This window comes from Corallococcus exercitus (assembly GCF_042231735.1).
GTDB classification, from domain to species: Bacteria; Myxococcota; Myxococcia; order Myxococcales; family Myxococcaceae; genus Corallococcus; species Corallococcus exercitus_B.
On sequence record NZ_CP102577.1, the window covers coordinates 1,694,962 to 1,714,104 of the forward strand.

At 71.3% G+C, this 19,143-nt stretch carries 17 protein-coding genes; 12 read left to right on the plus strand and 5 right to left on the minus strand.

Features of this window, described 5'->3' with window-relative positions; genetic code table 11:
- Positions 1–28: 28 nt before the first annotated feature.
- Both NR792_RS06325 and ald read right to left on the minus strand, forming a co-directional pair.
- Positions 29–670 carry a sigma-70 family RNA polymerase sigma factor gene (locus NR792_RS06325; protein ID WP_207056851.1) on the minus strand — a complete coding sequence of 214 codons (642 nt, stop codon included), beginning with the start codon at positions 668–670 and terminating at the stop codon, positions 29–31.
- Between the two features lie 259 nt (positions 671–929).
- The gene (gene ald / locus NR792_RS06330) at positions 930–2,057 is read right to left on the minus strand and encodes an alanine dehydrogenase (RefSeq protein WP_375759164.1); all 1,128 of its coding nucleotides are present in this window, start codon (positions 2,055–2,057) and stop codon (positions 930–932) included.
- Positions 2,058–2,238: 181 nt separating this feature from the next.
- Here ald and NR792_RS06335 point away from each other — a divergent pair, with 181 nt between their 5' ends.
- Together NR792_RS06335 and NR792_RS06340 are read left to right on the plus strand one after the other, a co-directional pair.
- Positions 2,239–3,549: a radical SAM protein gene (locus tag NR792_RS06335; protein WP_375759165.1), complete on the plus strand. Its 1,311-nt coding sequence runs from the start codon at positions 2,239–2,241 to the stop codon at positions 3,547–3,549.
- Between the two features lie 32 nt (positions 3,550–3,581).
- Entirely contained in the window at positions 3,582–4,283 is a 702-nt protein-coding gene (locus NR792_RS06340; protein WP_375759166.1) for a tetratricopeptide repeat protein, read from the plus strand.
- Positions 4,284–4,304: 21 nt separating this feature from the next.
- On the opposite strand, the gene NR792_RS06345 is transcribed toward NR792_RS06340, so the two are convergent.
- The gene (locus NR792_RS06345; protein WP_375759167.1) at positions 4,305–5,171 is read right to left on the minus strand and encodes a response regulator; all 867 of its coding nucleotides are present in this window, start codon (positions 5,169–5,171) and stop codon (positions 4,305–4,307) included.
- Positions 5,172–5,350: 179 nt separating this feature from the next.
- Here NR792_RS06345 and NR792_RS06350 point away from each other — a divergent pair, with 179 nt between their 5' ends.
- The 6 genes from NR792_RS06350 (at position 5,351) to NR792_RS06375 (ending at position 12,724) form a co-directional block, all read left to right on the plus strand.
- Positions 5,351–5,833 (plus strand): chemotaxis protein CheW, encoded by a 483-nt coding sequence (locus tag NR792_RS06350; protein WP_375759168.1) that lies wholly within the window; start codon positions 5,351–5,353, stop codon positions 5,831–5,833.
- Positions 5,830–6,246: a Frizzy aggregation protein FrzB gene (locus tag NR792_RS06355; protein WP_375759169.1), complete on the plus strand. Its 417-nt coding sequence runs from the start codon at positions 5,830–5,832 to the stop codon at positions 6,244–6,246. Before NR792_RS06350 ends, NR792_RS06355 begins: the two co-directional genes overlap by 4 nt.
- Positions 6,247–6,251: 5 nt before the next feature.
- Positions 6,252–7,511: a methyl-accepting chemotaxis protein gene (locus NR792_RS06360; RefSeq protein WP_375759170.1), complete on the plus strand. Its 1,260-nt coding sequence runs from the start codon at positions 6,252–6,254 to the stop codon at positions 7,509–7,511.
- A gap of 65 nt (positions 7,512–7,576) precedes the next feature.
- Positions 7,577–9,901, plus strand: coding sequence for a hybrid sensor histidine kinase/response regulator (locus NR792_RS06365; protein WP_375759171.1), 2,325 nt, complete (start codon positions 7,577–7,579; stop codon positions 9,899–9,901).
- A gap of 10 nt (positions 9,902–9,911) precedes the next feature.
- On the plus strand, positions 9,912–10,940 hold the full coding sequence (locus NR792_RS06370; protein WP_375759172.1) for a chemotaxis protein CheB: 1,029 nt from the start codon (positions 9,912–9,914) through the stop codon (positions 10,938–10,940).
- Entirely contained in the window at positions 10,934–12,724 is a 1,791-nt protein-coding gene (locus tag NR792_RS06375) for a CheR family methyltransferase (protein ID WP_375759173.1), read from the plus strand. The genes NR792_RS06370 and NR792_RS06375 overlap by 7 nt, the downstream gene beginning before the upstream one ends.
- 29 nt (positions 12,725–12,753) lie before the next feature.
- Here NR792_RS06375 and NR792_RS06380 read toward each other — a convergent pair whose 3' ends face one another.
- Positions 12,754–13,077 (minus strand): polyhydroxyalkanoic acid system family protein, encoded by a 324-nt coding sequence (locus NR792_RS06380; RefSeq protein ID WP_207056473.1) that lies wholly within the window; start codon positions 13,075–13,077, stop codon positions 12,754–12,756.
- 100 nt (positions 13,078–13,177) lie between these two features.
- Positions 13,178–14,650 carry a deoxyribodipyrimidine photo-lyase gene (locus tag NR792_RS06385; RefSeq protein ID WP_375759174.1) on the minus strand — a complete coding sequence of 491 codons (1,473 nt, stop codon included), beginning with the start codon at positions 14,648–14,650 and terminating at the stop codon, positions 13,178–13,180.
- A 95-nt stretch (positions 14,651–14,745) separates the two neighbouring features.
- Here NR792_RS06385 and NR792_RS06390 point away from each other — a divergent pair, with 95 nt between their 5' ends.
- The 4 genes from NR792_RS06390 to NR792_RS06405 all read left to right on the plus strand — a co-directional run bounded on the left by NR792_RS06390 (position 14,746) and on the right by NR792_RS06405 (position 19,139).
- Positions 14,746–16,035 (plus strand): hypothetical protein, encoded by a 1,290-nt coding sequence (locus NR792_RS06390; RefSeq protein ID WP_375759175.1) that lies wholly within the window; start codon positions 14,746–14,748, stop codon positions 16,033–16,035.
- Between the two features lie 67 nt (positions 16,036–16,102).
- On the plus strand, positions 16,103–17,248 hold the full coding sequence (locus NR792_RS06395) for a DUF1015 family protein (protein ID WP_375759176.1): 1,146 nt from the start codon (positions 16,103–16,105) through the stop codon (positions 17,246–17,248).
- Positions 17,249–17,259: 11 nt separating this feature from the next.
- Positions 17,260–18,054: a tRNA1(Val) (adenine(37)-N6)-methyltransferase gene (locus NR792_RS06400; RefSeq protein WP_375759177.1), complete on the plus strand. Its 795-nt coding sequence runs from the start codon at positions 17,260–17,262 to the stop codon at positions 18,052–18,054.
- Positions 18,055–18,158: 104 nt separating this feature from the next.
- The gene (locus tag NR792_RS06405) at positions 18,159–19,139 is read left to right on the plus strand and encodes a DUF6268 family outer membrane beta-barrel protein (RefSeq protein ID WP_375759178.1); all 981 of its coding nucleotides are present in this window, start codon (positions 18,159–18,161) and stop codon (positions 19,137–19,139) included.
- Positions 19,140–19,143: the final 4 nt, after the last annotated feature.

Sequence of the window (19,143 nt, forward strand, 5' to 3'; positions counted from 1 at the left end):
GGGAAGACGACGCCCCTCCAACCTCTTTCTAGCCTGCCTTCTTCCGGCGCCGGTACTCTTCCAGGTCCGCCGGCGCCTGCACCGGGTCTCCGTCATGACGGAAGACCCCCTGGCCCTCGGCGTACTCGCGCAGCGTCTTCTGCAGGAGCTTGCGGCCGCGGAACAGGCGGCTCATCACGGTGCCCACGGGGCACTCGAGGATCTCCGCGATCTCCTTGTAGGAGAACTCCTGGAGGTCCGCGAGGATGACCACCAGCCGGAAGTCGATGGGCAGCGAGTCGATGGCGCGCAGCACGTCGTCCGACAGCAGCCGGTCGAAGAAGTACTGCTCCGGGTTGGCCGCGAAGTCCGTCGCGTCCCGGCTCACGAAGCGCTCATGCACCGCCTCGCGCTCCACGCCCTCCACCACCGTGCGCTCCTTCACCTTGCGGCGATAGCGGTTGATGAAGGTGTTCGTGAGGATCTTGAAGAGCCAGGCCTTGATGTTGGTCCCGCGCTCGAACTTGTCGAAGAAGCGGTAGGCCCGCATGCAGGTGTCCTGCACCAGGTCCTCGGCGTCGCGCTCGTTCTTGGTCAACCGGAGCGCCGCTGAATACAGCGGGTCCAGGTGCGCGAGCGCCAGCTCTTCGAATTCCTGCTTCGTCCGGTTGGGTTGCCTGAAGTCCAGCATCATGCTCCCGCCTTCCAGGGGCCCGAAATGATTGGGGAATGCGTCGCCTGCCTAACGGTCAATCTATGCACCGGAACAGACGGGTCAACAACGCTTTCCCCTGCCGCGCCGCCCGCATGCCCGCTTCTGGAGTGCGGAGACGCCCGGCGGGATCATTTATTCCTCAGGGTGGGAACCGGATGGGACACCCGTACCAAGGTCCCATCCAGGCAACCGGCCAGCACACGGCTGGCCGGCTGTGGAGCGTGCGGCCGTTACGTCACTTCTTGCCGCTGAGTGCGTCCATCAGGGGCACGTAGTCGTACCCCATGTCCTTGGCGACGGCCTCGTAGGTGATGTGGCCGTTGTAGGTGTTGATGGCACGCTGGAGGGCGCGGTCGGACTTCACGGCCTCCACCAGGCCCAGGTCCGCGATCTTCCGCGAGTACGGGCGGGTGGTGTTGGTGAGCGCGAACGTGGACGTCTGCGGCACCGCGCCGGGCATGTTCGCCACGCAGTAGTGAACGACGTCGCTCACGGTGAAGGTCGGGTTGTCGTGCGTGGTGGGCTTGCAGGTCTCGATGCAGCCGCCCTGGTCCACCGCGACGTCGACGACGACGGAGCCGGGCTCCATCTCGCCAATCAGCTCACGCGACACCAGCTTCGGCGCCTTGCCGCCGGGGATGAGCACGCCGCCGATGACGAGGTCCGACTCGCGCACGGTGCGCGCGATGGACTCCGTGTCCGACGCCAGCGTCTGCGCGCGGCCGAGGAACACGTCGTCCAGGTAGGTGAGGCGCTCCAGGTTCACGTCCAGGATGGTCACTTCCGCGCCCATGCCGACGGCGACCTTGGCGGCGCACAGGCCCACCACGCCACCGCCGATGACGGCCACGCGGCCGCGGCGCACGCCGGGCACGCCGCCCAAGAGGATGCCCTTGCCACCGTGGGCCTTCTCCAGGCACGCGGCGCCCACCTGGATGGCCATCTTGCCGGCCACCTCGGACATGGGCTTGAGCAGCGGGAGGCTGCCGTCATCCAGCTGCAGCGTCTCGTAGGCGACCGCGGTCACCTTCTTCTTGATGAGCGTCTTGGTGAGCTCCGGGTCCACGCCGGCCAGGTGGAAGTACGTGTAGACGATCTGCCCGGGCTGCATGCGCTCGTACTCCGGCGCGATGGGCTCCTTCACCTTCACCACCATCTCCGAGCGCTTCCACACCTCATCCGCGCTGGAGATGATCTGCGCACCGACGCGCTGGTACTCCGAATCCGGGATGCCGGAGCCGACGCCAGCGTTCGTCTCGACCAGCACCGTGTGCCCCGCCATGGTGAGCGCGCGCACGCCCGCAGGCACCATGCCGACACGGTACTCGCGGGTTTTGATCTCCTTGGGGACTCCGACGATCACGACTGCCTCCGACGAATGGGGGACTGCCAGGAAAACGTGGCGGACCCATAGACCAGGGCATGAGCGCTTTCAAGGCGCGCACGGGCGAGCCAGGGGACCTGGCGTGATGGGCCTCATTCATCCCTCCACATGACGCGAGGCGTTGGACGCAGGCCGGCCCACCCGTGTTAGTTAACAGCGCATGACGCACGCGCCGAAACTGCTCTTCGCGGACCCCAAGGGCCGGGTCATGGAGCATCCCTATCTCATCGCCACGCTGCGCAGCGGCGAGGAGCTGGTGCCCCCGCAGGACAAGCCCATCGCCCTGCCGGCGGCCGGGCGCCTGGTGCACCTGCCCGGCCGGCTGCCCGTGGGGCTCAACCCGGACTCCGGCGAGTTGGAGCTGGTGCGCGAGATGAAGGTGGGGGGAAAGACGTTCGTGCCCAACGCCGTCGGCGCCCTGCTGCCCCCGGGCTACACGCGCACGTTCCTGCCTGGAGAAGTGAAGGGCAGCGGGCCCATCCTGCCGCAGTGGGCGTACACGGCGGCGGCGTGGGGGGAGAAGGGGCCCCTGGCGTGGGCCATCCACACCGACCGGCGCTCGCACTGGGAGCCGGAGTCGTACTCCACGCCGGAATTGAAGGGGCTCGTCACGGCGCACATGGAGCGCTTCCCGGACAGCCGCGTGCTCAAACAGCTGAAGACGTGCGCGCTGCTGTACCGGTGCTTCACGTCGCAGAACATCTTCTACGCGCGCGACGAGGGCGCCATCCCCGCGTCGGTGATGTGCAACGCGCGCTGCGTGGGCTGCATCTCGGATCAGCCCGAGGACGGCCCCCCGGCGTCGCACGAGCGCATGGATGACGGCCCCTCCGCGGAGGAGATGGCGGCCATCGGCCTGTACCACCTGGAGCACGCGCCGGGCCGCACCATGGTGAGCTTCGGCCAGGGCTGCGAGGGCGAGCCGCTCACGCGCTGGAAGTTCATCGCGGAGTCCATCCGGCTGATGCGCGCGAAGACGGACCGGGGCTCCATCAACATCAACACCAACGCCAGCCTCACGCACGGGCTCAAGGCCCTGCTGGACGCGGGGCTGGACGCCGTGCGCGTGTCGCTCAACTCCGCGTCCAAGGGGCTCTACGAGGCCTACTACAAGCCGGTGAAGTACGGCTGGGAGGACGTGGAGGCGTCCATCGCGCTGGCGCGCGAGCGGGGCGCGTACCTGGCGCTCAACCTGCTGCTGTTCCCCGGCGTCACCGACCGCGAGGGCGAGGTGCGGGCGCTGGAGAACCTGGTGCGCAAGTACCGCGTGGATCAGGTGCAGACGCGCTCGCTGTGCATCGACCCGCTCCAGTACCTGGAGGTCGCGCGGGGAGTGGGCGCGGGCGGCGAGCCAGTGGGCATCCGCACGCTCCTGAACCGCCTGAAGGCGGCGCGGCCGGGGCTCATCATCGGCAACTTCGCGCGCGGCCTGGACGAGCGCGAGAACGCCGCGGGCGCGCCGGAGGTTTGACCGTCCGGGAGGGGGCGGCTACAGAGCCGGGCATGTCCGCCTCCTTCCATTCCGCGTTCCGTTTCGCCGTCCTCTGTCTCTCCTCCGGAGCCGTCCTCGGCGCGTGCAGCAGCAAGGCGCCCGAGGAGCCGGAGTTCGACCACGGCCTGAAGAAGCCGCTCGTGCGCAAGCTGCGCGAGGACCTGGCGGAGACGCCTTGCGACAAGGCGAAGGCGCAGCAGCTGGGACAGCTGCTGCTGGACACCGGCGACATGAAGGGCCTCACCCGGGTGACGGACACGTTCGGTGAGAAGTGCGGCCCCAACCTCGTGCTGCTCCAGCTGGCGTACACGGCCAACGCGCGCGCGGGGGAGAAGGAGCTGGCGCTGAAGGCCGCCACCGGGCTGGTGGCCGCGCAGCCGGACAACGCGAGCTACCACGTGTGGCGAGGCCTCTCCCTGGAGGCGCTGGGGCGCACCGAGGAGTCCGCCGCGGACCTCCAGAAGGCGTTCGATCTGCAGCCCGGTCAGCGCCCCATCCTCAACGCGCTGGTGAAGGCCTACGACGCGCTGGGCAAGCCCTGCGAGGCGCTGGCCGCGTACCAGCGCTTCGTGGAGAAGGCGAAGCCCTCCGAGGCGAAGTCCGCGGAGGTCCAGGGGCAGCTGCAGGAGCGGGCCGTCAAGACGAGCTGCCCGGCCCAGGAGGCGGCGACGCCCGATGCGTCCGTGACGCCCGAGGCGGCCAAGGCTCCGTAGGAGCCACGGCGAGGCGCGCGACTACTCGGCGCCAGGGGGCATCAGCTCCTTGGCGACGAGGTTGCCCATCACGGCGTCCTTGGGGATGTAGCCGTCGGCGCCGGCCTCGCGGCAGATGCGCTGGAGCTCCTCGACGTTCTCACCGGAGCACAGCAGCACCTTGATGCCCTTGAAGAGGCTGTTGCTCTTGATGAAGCGGCAGAACTGCTCGCCGTTCACGTTGGGCATGCGCACGTCCAGCAGCACCAGGTCCGGGCGCGTCTGCTTCTTGAGGATGATCTTCGTGGCCTTGTCGGCGGTGTCCGCGACGTGGACCTCGAAGCCCTTGGACACGAGGTCCGCTTCGATGATCCGCGCGGTCATCTCACTGTCGTCCACGATGAGGATGCGCGGCTTGCGCCCCCCGGCGGCCATGGGGGCCTTCGGGAGTCCTCCGGACGGGGCGGCCGGGGCCGCGGCGGGAGCGGGCGCGGCGGGGGCCGCGGCCGGGGTGGGGGAGGGGACCGCGGCGGGGATGTTCAGCGCCGGGGCGCCGATGAGGCCCATGACGCCCCCCAGCACGCCCTCCAGGCCTCCACTCTTGAGGATGTAGGCGTCCGCGCCGGAGTTCTTCGTCTTCGCGTCCAGCTCCTGCTCGGAGATGTCGGAGTAGAGGACGAGCTTGGCGGTGACGCCCTTCTGGGTGCGGAGGTACTCGACGACGTCGTCGCCGAACATCTCCGGCATGTTCACGTCCATGAGGATGAGCGCGAACGGGCCCTCGGTGAGCTTCTGGTTGAGCGTGGCCAGGTCCTGGGCGCCACTGGCCTCGTAGCCGGCGGCCGTCAGGGCCCGGACGGTGAGCTCCAGCAGCATGGGGCTGTCGTCAATGACCAGTACGCGGGACATCGTCCTCCTCAGGGGCTCCCAGCGCACAACCCTACACCTTTGGGTCACGTTGGACCATCGAAACGGAGAGCAGGCGGCCTGTCCGGTCCGGACGATGGACCCTTGACCCCCTTTCTCCCCGTCCTGGATACTTCACTGCCTTGACCCCGAACTCCTCCCCCCTCCAACGCGCCTTGCGCATGGCGCCAGACCGCACGGTGGCCGCCCAGGCCCGGCCGGAGCTGGAATTCTTCTGCTTCCGCGTGGGCGAGCTGCGCTTCGGCGTCCCCAGTGAGAACGTGCTCGAGGTGCTGCGCGCCGGGCTGCTCACGCCGCTGCCGCGCACGCCCTCCTTCATCCTGGGAGTCACCGGCCACCGCGGCCAGGTGCTGCCGGTGGTGGACCTCTTGCGCTTCCTCAGCAAGGGCGAGGCGCGCATCGGTCCGCGCACCCGCATCTTCGTGGGCGTCAGCGGCAGCTACGTGGCCGGCGTGGTGGCGGACACCGTGCTCGGCCTGCGCCGCATCCCCGTGGCGGACATCCTGCCGCCGCCCCTGGGCGGGGATCAGGCCGCGGAGCACCTGCTGGGCGTCGTGCAGGGGGCGGGGCCGGCGGACGGCCTCAACCTGCTCAACTTCTCCAAGCTCCTGCAGACGGCCCGTCAGCGCGCGGTGGTGCGATGAGCGGCAACGTCCTGCGCGATGAGCCGGTCTCCGGGCTGGACGCGGACGCGGAGCGCGCCGTGGGAGAGGTGGACGTCCTCTTCTTCCAGATCGGTGATTCGGAGTACGGCACGGACGCGTCGTCCGTGCTGCGCATCGACCGCGCGCTCCCGGATGACCTGACCGTGCGCGACCTGGGCCTGCCCCACAAGGGGCACCGGGCGCTGGTGTTCGACACCCCCGAGGGCGAGGGCCACCTGAAGGTGGACGCCGTCAACGGGGTGCGCTCCATCCCGCTCGCCGGGCTGCGCCGCATGCCGGCCGCCGCGGCGGCGGCTTCATATGCGGTGGGCGTCTGCCTGGATGAAGAGGCGGGCCGTCCCGTGTTGCTCATTGATTTGGCGGAAACCTTGAAGACGCAAGGAAGGCACTGACACACATGTCCCTGGAGAGCCCCAACGAGAAGCCCGCGAAGTCCCGCGGCGCGAGGAAGACCCCGGGCGTGAAGGCCGGCGCGGAGTCCGTCATCGCCAACACGGTGGCGGATCCGTTCAAGCCCTTCACCGACACGCTGATGTCGGTGCTGTCCGGCAACCTGAACGCGCGCGTGCCGCCGGACCGCGTGCAGGCGGACCCCAGCGGCTTCGGCCACCTGCTCAACCAGGTGCTGGAGCAGTTCTCCTCCGCCGAGCACCGCAAGCAGGTGGCGGCCCAGGAGATCGATCAGGCGCTCGACTCGCTCATCATCCTGGTGCGTGAAGGCGACCTGTCGCGCTGGAACACGTCCACCGAAGACCCCCAGCTCGGGCCCCTCCTGGAGGGCTTCGGCAAGGTCATCGAGACGCTGCGCATCTTCGTGCGGGAGATCAACGAGGCCGCGCTGCGGCTGTCGTCCTCCGCCAACCAGGTGCTGGCGGCGTCCACGCAGCACGAGACGTCCTCCACCGAGCAGGCCGCGGCCATCCACGAGACGACCGCGACCATGGAGGAGCTGAAGCACGCCTCCGCGCAGATCGCGGAGAACGCGGGCAGCGTGGCGCGCGTGGCGGAGGAGACGCTGGGCGCGGCCCGCGCGGGCCGTGGCGCCATTGGCGAGTTCATCCAGGCCATGCAGCAGATCCGCAGCGACGGCGTCGCGGTGGCGGACTCCATCTCCAAGCTGTCCAAGCGCGTGGAGCGCATTGGCACGGTGGTGGAGGTGATTGACGAGATCGCGGACCGCTCCGACCTCTTGGCCCTCAACGCGGCGCTGGAAGGCAGCCGCGCGGGTGAGGCGGGCAAGGGCTTCTCCATCGTCGCGGCGGAGATGCGCCGGCTGGCGGAGAACGTCCTGGAGTCCACCAAGGAGATCAAGAACCTCATCACGGAGATCCGCGAGGCCACGCAGGCCGCGGCGGGCGCGGCGGACGCGTCCAAGCACGCCACGGAGTCCGGCGAGAAGCTGGGCGCGGTGGCGGCGCAGGCCGTGGAAGGCATCCTCGCCGGCGTGCAGGAGACGAGCGACGCGGCCCGGGTCATCAACCTGGCGACCCAGCAGCAGCGCACGGCCACCGAGCAGGTGGTGGCGTCCATGGCGGAGATCGAGGACGTGACGCGCCAGACGACGCAGGCGTCGAAGCAGGCCACCGGGGCCGCCGCCGAGCTCACCCAGCTCGCGGGCCGGCTCGCCGAGCTCATCAAGCGGTTCAAGGCCGACTAGCAGGCGTTCTCCTGAGGGGAGAAATGGGTCGAGGGGCGCGCAGAGCGCCCTGACGCCCGCGACCCATGGACACCGAGGCCCTCAAGAAATCCCTCCTGAAGAAGTTCCAGGAGGTCACGGCCGACCGACTCCAGAAGATCCAGCTGGGAGTCATCGACCTGGAGAAGGAGACCGCGGAGCAGGCCGCGGAGGACGTCGCGCGCGAACTGCACACGATGAAGGGCGAGGCCCGCATGCTGGGCCTGGCCGCCATCGGTCAGTTGGCGCACGCCGCCGAGGACGTCCTGCGCGCCGAGCGCGAAGGCAAGACGGCCACCGAGACGGCCACGGACGTCATGCTCCGTGCCTGCGACGTGCTGTCGGACCTCATCGAGGATCTGGACGCCGCCCACACCGGCACGTCCGCCACCGAGGAGATGGTCAAGGCCCTGTCGGAGGTGTCCGGCCACCCGGTGCCCGCGCTGGGCCCGGTGCGCAAGCCCGCCGCTTCCGCCGCGCAGCCTCCGCCCGCCGCGCCGCCCAAGCCCGCGGTGCAGGCTCCGGCGGCTCCTCCCGTCGTGGCGCAGGCCCCCGTGGCCCAGGCTCCGGTCCCCGCGCCGGCCACGCCCCGTGCGGCGGAGCCTGTCGCCGCCGCGCCGGCTCCGGCCGCGAAGGAGGAGGAGGCTCCCAGCGCCGCGAAGGCCAGCTCCATCGCGGACCGCAGCATCCGCGTGAACGTGGAGGTGCTGGACTCGCTGGGCCTGCTCGCCGGCGACCTGCTGGTGGAGAGCGCGCGCGGCCGGCTTCGCAGCACGGAGACGGCGCAGCTCTTCGAGCGCTTCAGCCGCCTGGGCGACCGCTTCCTGCGCATCTCCGAGGACGTGGACGTCCCGGACGCCATCCGCACGGAGCTGGAGCGCGCGGAGGCGGACCTGCACATGCTGCGCGACGACGCGTTCCGCTTCGTGCGCCGCAACGGGGACGGCATCAACACGCTGCACGGCAACCTGGCCCAGCTGGCGGACCACGTGGCCGAGGCGCGCCTGGTGCCGCTGTCCACCGTGTTCGACGCGTTCCCTCGCGCGGTGCGCGACATCGCGAAGACGCAGAACAAGGAAGTGGACCTGGTCATCGAGAACGCCGACATCGGCGTGGACCGGTCCATGCTGGCCGACGTGCGCGACGCGCTGGTGCACCTGTTGCGCAACGCCGTGGACCACGGCCTGGAGTCCCCGGACTTCCGCCAGCAGATGGGCAAGCCCGACACGGGCCGCATCCGCATCCGAGTGCGCGTGGACGGCGACATGCTCCACATCGAGGTGGAGGACGACGGCCGGGGCATGGACACCGAGCGGCTCAAGCAGGTGGCCATCAACAAGCGCCTCCTGTCGCCGGTGCAGGCCGCCGCGCTGTCGGAGCGCGAGGCCATCGAGCTCATCTTCCGCCCCGGCTTCTCCACGCGCGAACAGGTCAGTGAGCTGTCCGGCCGCGGCGTGGGCATGGACGTGGTGAAGCGCAAGGTGGAGACGCTGGGCGGGTCCGTGGGCGTGCAGAGCCGCCAGGGCCGCGGCACCACCATCACGCTGCGCCTGCCCCAGTCGCTGGCCCTCATGAAGGTGCTGCTGGTGCGCCTGGGCGACGACGTCTACGGCATGCCCGCCGCGGACGTGGTGGCCGTCATGCGCATCAAGCCGGATGACCGCATGGAGGTCTTCGGCACGCTGGCGGTGCGGCACCGGGGCAAGCCCACGGCGCTCGTGGCGCTGGGGCCGCTGCTGGGCCTCAACGGCGGCAACCGCTTCGACAAGCCTCCTGCGGTGGTGGTGCGCCACGGCGACGACTACGCGGCGCTGGTGGTGGACGGCTTCGTGGACGAGCGCGAGGTGGCGGTGAAGCCCTGCGGCGGCGAGTTCCTCAAGGGCGCGCCGTTCATCGCGGGCACGGCGGCGCTGGAGGACGGGCGCATCGCGGTGCTCCTGCACGTGCCGGACATCATGACGGAGGTGCGCCGCATGGCCCGCCCCGTCACCCAGGCGCCCGCCAGCCGCCGGCTGCGCGTGCTCCTGGTGGACGACTCGCCCATCGCGCGCGCGACGGAAGGCGCGCTCGTCAAGGCGCTGGGCCACTCCGTGGAGGAGGCCCAGGACGGCGAGGAGGCGTACGTGAAGGTGCAGACGAACACGTACGACCTCATCCTCACCGACGTGCAGATGCCGAAGCTGGACGGCTTCTCCCTCACGCGGCGGCTGAAGGGCACGCCCGCCGTGGCGCGCATTCCGGTCATCATCCTGTCGTCGCTCGCGTCGCCGGAGGACAAGCGGCGCGGCCTGGATGCGGGCGCGGATGCGTACCTGGTGAAGGGCGAGCTGGGGGTGGAGATCCTGGCGCAGTCCATCGATCGGCTGACCTGAGGAGCCTCTCGTGGGCGGCGGCACGGCGGTGACGGGACTCGCGTTCCGGGTACTCCTGGTGGGGCGGGGCCTGCGCGGGCTGGTGCGCGGGCTCTTCGACGGCGAGTCGCTGGTGGCCGTAGGCCCGCCGGAAGCGGACTTCGTGGGCGCGGAAGGGGTGGTGCGCAGGCACTTCCCGGACGTGCTCCTGGTGGACCTCATCTCCTCGGAGGCGCTGGGCGCCATCGAGCGCATCATGGCCGTGCGCCCCACGCCCATCCTCGCGCTGCACCCGGGCGTGCTCACCGGACAGCAGGCGTTCCAGGCGCTGGCCCTGGGCGCGTTGGACGTGATGGACCGGCCCATGACGCCGGGCCCGGACTTCTGGCACGCCGTCAACCGCAAGCTGGTGATGCTGTCGCAGGTGAAGGGCGTGCGCTCGCCGCCCTCCTCGCCCAAGGCGTCGCGGCCGGCGCTGGAGGGGCCCACCGCGCCGTTCCCCCTGGTGGCGCTGGCCGCCTCGCTGGGCGGGCCGAAGGCCGTGGCGCAGGTGCTGCGGATGATTCCGCGCGGCTTCCCCGCGCCCATCGCCTACTGTCAGCACATCAGCCAGGGCTTCACGGAAGGCCTGGCGCACTGGCTGTCCACGGAGACGGCGCTGCGCGTCGTCGAGGCGACGCACGACGCGTGGATGGAGCCGGGCACGGTGTACATCGCCCCATCGGGAGGACATCTGCTGGTGAAGCCGGACGGCCGTCTGGAACTGGATACAGGCCCTGCCCTGCGGGGCTTCCGGCCCTCGTGTGACATGCTGCTCACTTCAGCCGGGGAGGCCTTCGGCAAGCGGTGCATCGGCGTCATCCTGACGGGCATGGGCCGCGACGGCGCCAGGGGGCTGAAGGAGATTCGCGAGCGGGGAGGGCGTACCATCGCGCAGGACGAGGCCACGTGCGTCGTCTACGGCATGCCGCGCGAGGCGGTGCTCCTGGGCGCGGCGCAGCAGGTGCTGCCGCTGGACGTCATCGCACCGACGCTCGTGCAGTGGGTGGACGCGTGCTGAACGTCGGCAACAAGGTGCTCCAGCAGCTGTCCGCGCTCCTCCTGGAGCGCGCGGGGCTGAAGATCACCCTGGATGGCTACCACAGCCTGCGGCTCGCGCTGTCCACGCGCATGCCCGTCCTGGGCCTGAGCGACCCGGAGAAGTACCTGCAGAAGCTGACGAGCGCGAGCGGCGAGGAGGAGCTGCGCTCGCTCTTGCCGCTGGTGACGGTGGGGCACACGGAGTTCTTCCGCGACGCGAAGCAGTTCCGCGCGCTGGAGCAGAGCGTGCTGCCGGACCTGCTCGCGCGGGCGCGGCGCGAGATGCGCAAGGTGAGCATCTGGTCCGCGGGCTGCGCCACGGGCGAGGAGCCCTACAGCCTGGCGCTGGTGATGGCGGAGCTGGGCGCGCTGGCGGTGGAGGTGGACCTGTGGGCCACCGACCTGAACCTGGCCGCGGTGGAGGCCGCGCGGCAGGGGAGATTCTCCACGCGCCGCGCGATGGCCATTGGCCCGGAGCGGCTGAAGCGCTTCTTCCGGCAGGTGGAGGACGGCTACGAGGCGTCGCCCATCCTGCGCGAGTACATCCGCTTCGATGGCCAGAACCTGGCCGCGCCGGTGTTCGACAAGGTGGCGCCCGCGTCGCTGGATCTCATCCTCTGCCGCAACGTCATCATCTACTTCGACCTGCCCACCATCCGCGGGCTGATGGACCGCTTCCTCGCGGCGCTGCGCCCGGGGGGGCTGTTGTTCCTGGGGTACTCGGAGAGCCTGTTCAAGGTCTACGACCGCTTCGAGATGATCGAAGTGGACGGCGCGTTCGTGTACCGGCGCCCGCTGGGTGAGCGGCCCCGTCCGCCGCCGCCCCTGGCGCCCATGGTGACGGAGCCGCGCCCGGGCAGCCCGGAGTCCTTCGCCGTGGAGCTGCGCCAGCGGCTGCAGGCCAACGCGGAGGCCGCCGCGAAGCTGCGCGCGGCGGGCGCGTCCCCTGATACGTCCAGTGTCCGGGCTCCGGACTCGCTCGTGCGCCGGCCCACCACGGAGCTGCCCTCGGTAGGCCCGCTGGCGGGGCGCCGCACCGGGGAGTTCCCCGCGTTCCGGCCGGAGCCGACCCGCACCGGCGAGTTCCCCTCCATCCGTCCCGAGCCGCCCCGTACCGCGGAGCCTCCGCGCCGTCCCACGGACCGGCCCACCGGCACCTTCGCGGCGGTGCGCGTGGAGCCGCCCGCGTCGCGGCCCCTGGCGGAAGCGGCGCCCGCGCGCCCCAGCGGTTCGTGGCCGCAGCTGCTGCCTCCCGCGGAGCGCCTCAACATGGCCGTGCGCAAGATGGGGGAGGGCGACTTCCCTGGCGCCATCGAGGGCGTGAAGCGCCTGCTGGTGGACGAGCCCTCCGACCTGGACGCGCTCCTGACGCTGGGCAACCTGTACTCGCTCACCGGGCGCATCAACGAGGCGCGCGACACGTTCGGGCAGGCGCTCCAGCGCGAGCCGCTGTGCGTGGAGGCGCGCATCTTCGGCGGGGTGGCGGCGATGCAGGCGGGGAGCCTGGCGGAGGCGCGCTCCGAGCTGGCCAAGGCCCTGTTCCTGGAGCCCACGCTGGCCATTGGCCACTACCTGCTGGCCCAGGTGCAGGAGCGCACGCAGGACTTCGAGTCGGCCCGGCGCAGCTACCGCAACGCCGTCGCGCAGCTGAAGTATCCGCAGCGCCCGCTGGCGGGGCACTACCCGGAGATGCTCGACTCCGCGGAGTCCATCTCCCGCGCGGCCCGCTATGCGCTGGCCGCGCTGGAGGAGCAGCCGGGCTGAAAGAAGAGGCCCGGCGCACGGCGGATGAGTCAGTCCAGGTTGCCCTTCACCTGATCCAGGCTCTTGGACGGATCCAGCACCGCGCTGAACTTCTTCTGCAGGTACGTCTTCGCCTGGCCGCGCAGGAGCATGCCCGGGTCGGTGCCCTCACCGGACACGGTCTTGTCCGTGATGACGAAGCTGGCGTCCAGGTTGATGCCCATGACCTTGCCGGCGAGCTTCGCGCCCTCGTCGCCCTGCCAGTCGGACTTCACGCCGTACTTGCTGCCCCAGTACTGCAGCAGCTGCTCGACGCGCTTCTTGACCTCGTCCTTGGGAAGGTTGTGGGGGACCTCGAACTTCAACATGCCCATGGGGTGACTCCTGTTTGCGCGAAAAGGGTGCGTCCGAGCGGTTTAGTGACACCGGGCCGGAAAGGGAACCGCCGTCTTCGGGGGGATGTCCACCGGCGGCCTACCGGGCGGCCTTGCGGCGGGGCTTCCCCGCCTTCGCCGTGCCGGGCTCGGGCGTCCCGGGCGGGCTGCCCCAGCGCGCCAGGTACGGCCCCAGGTCGAACTTCTCCGCGGTGCGTGGCGAGCTCATGGGTCGCACCTTTCCAATCACCGGGCGCTCCTGGAAGGGCCGGTCGTGCAGCCCCAGGACCCACATGAAGTTGGAGACGCTCGCGGGGTCGCGCCCGTCCACCGCGTAGGTGTCGTTGAGCCTGGAGATGCGGACCAGCGCCTCCTCCGGCGTGGGGCTCCACTCCAAAATCTTCTTTCCCCAGAGCATGCGCAGGTAGTTGTGGATCCGCCCGCGCTCCCGCAGCTCGCGCTGGGACGCGTTCCAGAGCGCGTCCTGCGTGCGGCCCTGATCCAGGTCCTCGAAGGAGTAGAGGTGCGGGCGCGGATCCTTCCGGTGGCGCGACAGCGTCTCGCGCGCCCAGGGAGGCAGGGAGTCCACGCTCAGCTGCTTCGGGCCGGGCGTGTGGAAGCAGTAGTTGAAGCCCAGCTCGCGGCGCACGAGCAGCTCCTCCACGAAGGACTGCACCGCCGGGTGGTCCTTGCCCTTCGCCGCGATGGCCGCGCGCGCCGCCTCTCCCGGGAAGAGGTTCCCCCAGTGGAAGTAGGGCGACAGGTTGGACTGCTGGCCCAGGCCCGGATCATTCCGGCCGGTGTCGTAGCCCTCCAGCCGTTCGTGGAGGAACGCGTCCAGGGCCTTGAGGCCCGCCTTGCGTCCGCCGCGCTCGGCCAGGGGCTTCACGGAATGATCCAGCGCGAACGTGTCCAGCGCGGCCCGCGCCTTCACCGCGTCGGACAGCTCGAAGTCCGGCTGGAGCTTCGCGCCGGACACGCGCGGCTTGCGCTTGGGCACCACGCGCTCCAGGTACTCCGGCCACAGCTTGCGCAGCTTGGGGCGCAGCGCGTACGCGCCCACCTGGGCCGCGGGGATGCGCTGCATGGGCACCACGCAGGACGCGTCCACGGCGATGAGCGGCACGCGCAGCGCCTTCGCCGCGCCGCGCAGGTGGCCCGGGATGATGTACGTGGGGAACAGGTCCGACACGACGGCGGCCGCGCGCCGGCCCAGGCTCGCGAGCCTCGGCTTGTGCTCCTTCTTCGTGCGCGGCAGCTCCAGCCAGTACGGCAGGCCGCGCGCGGCGCAGCCCTTCGCCATGTCCGCCATGCCCTCCAGCGCCCACGCGTGGAGCCGCTCCGACGCGTAGGGGTAGTCCGGGCGGATGGCCTGGTAGACGACGACGGGCAGGCCCAGGTGGTTGCCCAGCGCGATGGCCGCGTCCAGCGCGTGGTTCTCCTCCCAGCGATGGTTCACCATGCACCAGTAGAGGACGAAGTCGCGCTGTCCCTGGGGGAAGGGCGCGTCGTTCACCGCCTGGATGCGCGCGGAGTCGACGCCGAGTTCGGACCACGAGAGGCCTTCGGGCATGGGCCCGCGAGAATCTTCGACGCGCGGCGGAAAACCAACACGCCCGCACGGGTTGTGGTTTTCTGCCGGACGGCCGGACCCAAGGAGCCCCACGCGTGTCACACCGTCGAACCTGGAACCTCCCTGTCACCGTCCTCGCGGTCGCGCTGATGCTGCCAGGCCTCGCGCTGGCGCAGGCGGGAGGCACGGGCGTGTACCCGGCGCCCCAGCCGCCGCCTCCGCCCGCGCCGGGCATGTACCCGGCGCCGTCCTCGCAAGCCGAGCCGCAAGTGCCGCAGGAGGAGCCTCGGCCCGTGGCGCCCTCCAACGACGCCTACGGACAGCCGCCTCCCGCGCAGCCGTCGGACACGGACGCGTATCCGCCCACGCAGGCCGCGCCGGGGACGAGCCCGGAGGACACGCAGGCGCCCCCGAGCGACGCGCCCCTCGCGCCGCCGGAGCCGGACCGCCTGCGCACCGAGCCGCAGGCCCCGTTGACGGAAGGGCCCTCCGGCGTGCGCCAGGAGTCCACGCGGGACGAGACCGCCACCGCGGCCTCTCGCCTGCGTCCGCCGCCGGAGGACACCGGCGTGTTCCTGGACGGCCAGCGCCGCCGGGGGCCGTTCCTGTCCGGTCCCGGCAGCATGCGCTTCGTGCTGCACCACACGGCCCTGGGCGCGCTGGGCGGCTTCTTCACGCAGGCGTTCTCCAAGGACTTCAACTTCGACCGCAGCTCGCGCGAGTCGATGCTCGCGGGCACGCTCATCGGCGCGGGCCTGGGCTTCGGCGCCTCCGCGTGGTGGCAGTTCAACAACTGGGTTGACACCCCCATGGCGAACTTCACCGTCCTCAACTCGGGGATCGGCGGCATGTTCCTCGCGGGCTTCATGGACCTCATCACCCAGGACTCGGGCGTGCTCACCTGGGCCGCGTTCCTGGGCGCGGAGCTGGGCGCGTGGCTGACGGCGGGCATCGGCGGGGGGCAGCTGCCGCTCGCGGACGGCCTGCTGGTGGCCTCCGGCGCGGGCTGGGCGGCGGCGTACAGCGCGCTGTTCCTCGCCATCGTGCACTTCTCCGGCACGTCCATCTCCGGCAAGACGTGGAAGGACATGCTGCTCATCTCCCCGGGCGTGGGCGCGGGCGTGCTGGCCCTGGCGACCATGCGCTACAACCCGACGGCGTCGCAGATCCTCCGCGCGGACCTCTTCGGTGGAGGCGTGGGCGCGGCGGTGCTGCTCATCTCCGGCCTGGTGCTGGGCGGCTTCAACCAGTCCACGCCCTACGTGCTGTCCTTCCTGGGCTCCGCGGGCGCCATCACCACCGTGAGCCTGCTGTGGGAGGAGAGCGTGGACCGGTCCGCCCTGCGCAGTGCCAAGGACCGGCCCTACAAGAACGTCTGGTGGTAGACGGCCTGGCGGACGGGCGGGCAGGCGTCATGGCGCGCGGGGGAGGGCGGCATCACCTTTCCCCGGTATGGCGCGCGTCCTCCCGTTCTCGGCCCTCCTGACCTCGCTGGGCTCCTCGCTGGAGCCCGGGGACGGTCCTCCTCGCGGAAACGCGGCCCCGCTGCCCACGCACGTGCGGCCCCTGCTGGAGGCCGCGAACCCGAGCGCGGAGCTGCGCCGGATGCGGGACTCGGGCGGGCTGTTGAAGGACGCGCGTCCCTCCCTCTACGTCGTGGAGCTGCACGGCCCCGCGGGCCGGTTCTCCGGCCCTCCGGTGCGCTACCTCCTGTGCGCGCTGACGCCGGACGCGGTGCCTTCGCTGGAGCAGGACCCCTACCGGCCCCGCGCGTGGGAGGTGGAGCCCGCCGTCACGCTGGTGGCGGATGATCACGGCGCGCTCCGGGCCCTGCTGGCCGAGGCCGCCGAGCGCGGCATCTCCGTCTGGAAGGGCCACTACGACGGCAGCCCGGTGTCGCTCTTGCGCATCGAACCGTCCCCGGTGTCCAAGCGCCTGCAGGCGGTGCTGGACGAGGCCCCCATGCGGCCCCTGGCCGCGCTGAGCGAACAGGGCCAGACGCTGGCGGCGGTGGTGCCCCTGTCCGAGCCGGGCCTGGAGCTGTGCCCCATCCACCGTGCCCTCAAGGGCGTGGAGACCTTCCAGGAGGAGACGTTCCTCACCCTGGTGTCCGCCTACGCGCGCGTGACGGAGCTGGACTCGCCGCTCACCACGCCGCAGGGGCTGGCGGCGGCGCGCGAGCGGCTGGCCACGCTGGTGCCCGGCCAGCACGCGGTGCTGCTGGTGTTGCCGGGCGGACGGGGCCGCATCCTGCGCTTCCGGCAGGGGTTGGATCTGGCGCACCTGAAGGGCGCTCCGCGAAACCCCACGCTGCGCAGCCTGGACCTGGCGCTGCTCAACGCGCTGGTGCTGCGCACGGTGCTGGGCATCCAGGAGCCGGAGGCGTCCGGACACCCTCAAGTCTTCCCGGTGCACGGGCTGGATGCGCTGGTGGCGGGGGTGGAGGCCGGCACGTTCCAGGCGGGCTTCGCGCTCAACCCGCCGCCGGTGTGGGAGGTGCGGGCGGTGATGGAGGCCCAGGCCACGCTGCCGCCGCGCACCCTGCGCGTGGAGCCGCGCGTGCCCGCGGGCCTGCTCTTCCTGGATCCCGAAGTCTGACGGCCCCCCGTGTGCGTGCGCTGACCGGCACCGCGCAGGACTGGCCCCATCGGGTGCGGCTGCGGTTGGAGCCGGGCCCGGGGGAGACGCTCGACGCCATCTGCGGCGGCGAGGTGCAGGTGCTCCAGCGGCGGCTGGGCTACCGCTTCACGCTGGACCCCGTGCTGCTGGCGCACTTCGCGGTGTTCGAGGCGGGCGCGCACCGGGGGCGGCTGCTCGACCTGGGCACCGGGTGCGGCATCATCCCGCTGGTGCTGACCCGCCGGCTGGGGCGCACGGACATCACCGCGCTGGAGCTGCAGCCGGGCCTGTTCTCCCTGGCGGAGCGCAACGTGTACCTCAACCGCTGCGAGGGCGCGGTGACGCTGGTGCAGGGCGACCTGCGGCGCGTGGCGGAGACGTTCCCCGCGAGCAGCTTCGGCCACGTGCTGTGCAATCCGCCCTACCGCGCGCGCACCGCGGGCCAGAGCAACCTGTCGCTGGAGAAGGCGCTCGCGCGGCATGAGATCGCCTGCGAGCTGCCGGACGTGGTGCGCGCGGCGGCCTACCTGCTGGTGCCCCGGGGCGGGCTGTGCATGGTGTACCCGGCGTCGCGCTTCAGCGAGCTGGTGTCGGTGCTGCGCACGCAGCAGCTGGAGCCGCGCACGGTGCGCATGGTGCACCCGCGCGCGGACCGGCCGGCGAAGCTGGTGCTGCTCCACGCGGTGAAGGGCGGCCGGGCGGACCTCACCGTGCTGCCGCCGCTCGTGGTTCACGCGGACGAGGATCAGGCCTTCACGGACGAAGTGACCGCGATGGTGGGCTGACGCACAGGCACGCTTTCGTTTCACCCGGAGTGGGGCAGGGCGGGGTACACTCCCCGGCCTCGGGGCCGGGACCGGCCGCCCCGTCTTGCGAAGGCAGGGTGGTGATGCGCGTGGACTTCCGTCGCGCCGTGCGGTGGCGGCTCCGGGACCTGGCCCCGGTCCTGGGCTGCTGGGCCGTGGCGGCGCTGCTGCTGGGCTCCAGCGCTCGGGCGCAGACGCAGGCGGACCGGCTCTATCTGGGGTACGGCCTCTCCGGAGGCGGCTCGCTGGACGCGGGAGGCACCCGCATCAAGGAGCGGCGGACGCTGGAGCTGCGCGTGCCGCTGCCGCCGCTCGTCCTGGGGCGCACGTACCTGCTGCCGTCGGTGGGCTACGAGACGCGGTGGATGGGCGCGTCCGCGCCCGCCCTGGAGGACGACACGGTGGATCGGCAGTTCCACCGCATCCAGGTGGGGCTCACGGCCGTCCGGCCCCTGGCGCCGCGCTGGCTGCTCGTCACGGGCGTCACGGCCAGTACCCGCACGGACTTCCAGTCCTCCTTCGACCTGGCGCTGGACACGTCGTGGGTGGCGTTCGCGATGGCCAACTACCAGCTGGGGGACGCGCCCGGTTTCGGGCTGACGTTCGGCGTGGTCGCGCTGTGGCCCTTCGACAAGCTGCCGGTGGTGCCCATGCTGAGCCTGACCTACAACCGGGGCCCGTACGTCCTGGAGGTGGGCCTGCCCCGGCTCACGCTACTGCGCAAGCTGGGTGACACGGTGGAGCTGGGGCTCGTGGGCGCGCTGGACATGCAGGTGCTCCGCACCCGCTTCGAACCCCAGATGCAGGCCGCGGGCGCCAGCTACCTGCGCGAGACGCAGGTCCGCGTGGGCCCCACCGTGAACGTCCACCTGGGCCGCGACCTGTGGCTGAGCTCGTCGGTGGGCCTGTCGCTGATCAACGACTACGCGCTGCTGGACCGCGAGCGCGAAAGCCTGAAGGTCCCCGGACTGGACATGGGGCCCACCCCGTATGGCCGCGTGGTGCTCGGCTGGCGTCCGGGGCGTCCCCAGGCGAAGGCGAAGAGCCCGCGCCCGGCGCCCTGAAGCG

What these genes read in the sequence shown, in the direction of transcription:
- NR792_RS06350 (WP_375759168.1), top strand. Translation starts at nt 5,351, where the DNA reads ATGGCGCCAGACCGCACGGTGGCCGCCCAGGCCCGGCCGGAGCTGGAA.
- NR792_RS06335 (WP_375759165.1), top strand. Translation starts at nt 2,239, where the DNA reads ATGACGCACGCGCCGAAACTGCTCTTCGCGGACCCCAAGGGCCGGGTC.
- NR792_RS06360 (WP_375759170.1), top strand. Translation starts at nt 6,252, where the DNA reads ATGTCCCTGGAGAGCCCCAACGAGAAGCCCGCGAAGTCCCGCGGCGCG.
- NR792_RS06345 (WP_375759167.1), bottom strand. Translation starts at nt 5,171, where the DNA reads ATGTCCCGCGTACTGGTCATTGACGACAGCCCCATGCTGCTGGAGCTC.
- NR792_RS06340 (WP_375759166.1), top strand. Translation starts at nt 3,582, where the DNA reads ATGTCCGCCTCCTTCCATTCCGCGTTCCGTTTCGCCGTCCTCTGTCTC.
- NR792_RS06355 (WP_375759169.1), top strand. Translation starts at nt 5,830, where the DNA reads ATGAGCGGCAACGTCCTGCGCGATGAGCCGGTCTCCGGGCTGGACGCG.
- NR792_RS06395 (WP_375759176.1), top strand. Translation starts at nt 16,103, where the DNA reads ATGGCGCGCGTCCTCCCGTTCTCGGCCCTCCTGACCTCGCTGGGCTCC.
- NR792_RS06325 (WP_207056851.1), bottom strand. Translation starts at nt 670, where the DNA reads ATGCTGGACTTCAGGCAACCCAACCGGACGAAGCAGGAATTCGAAGAG.
- NR792_RS06380 (WP_207056473.1), bottom strand. Translation starts at nt 13,077, where the DNA reads ATGGGCATGTTGAAGTTCGAGGTCCCCCACAACCTTCCCAAGGACGAG.
- NR792_RS06365 (WP_375759171.1), top strand. Translation starts at nt 7,577, where the DNA reads ATGGACACCGAGGCCCTCAAGAAATCCCTCCTGAAGAAGTTCCAGGAG.
- NR792_RS06405 (WP_375759178.1), top strand. Translation starts at nt 18,159, where the DNA reads ATGCGCGTGGACTTCCGTCGCGCCGTGCGGTGGCGGCTCCGGGACCTG.
- NR792_RS06385 (WP_375759174.1), bottom strand. Translation starts at nt 14,650, where the DNA reads ATGCCCGAAGGCCTCTCGTGGTCCGAACTCGGCGTCGACTCCGCGCGC.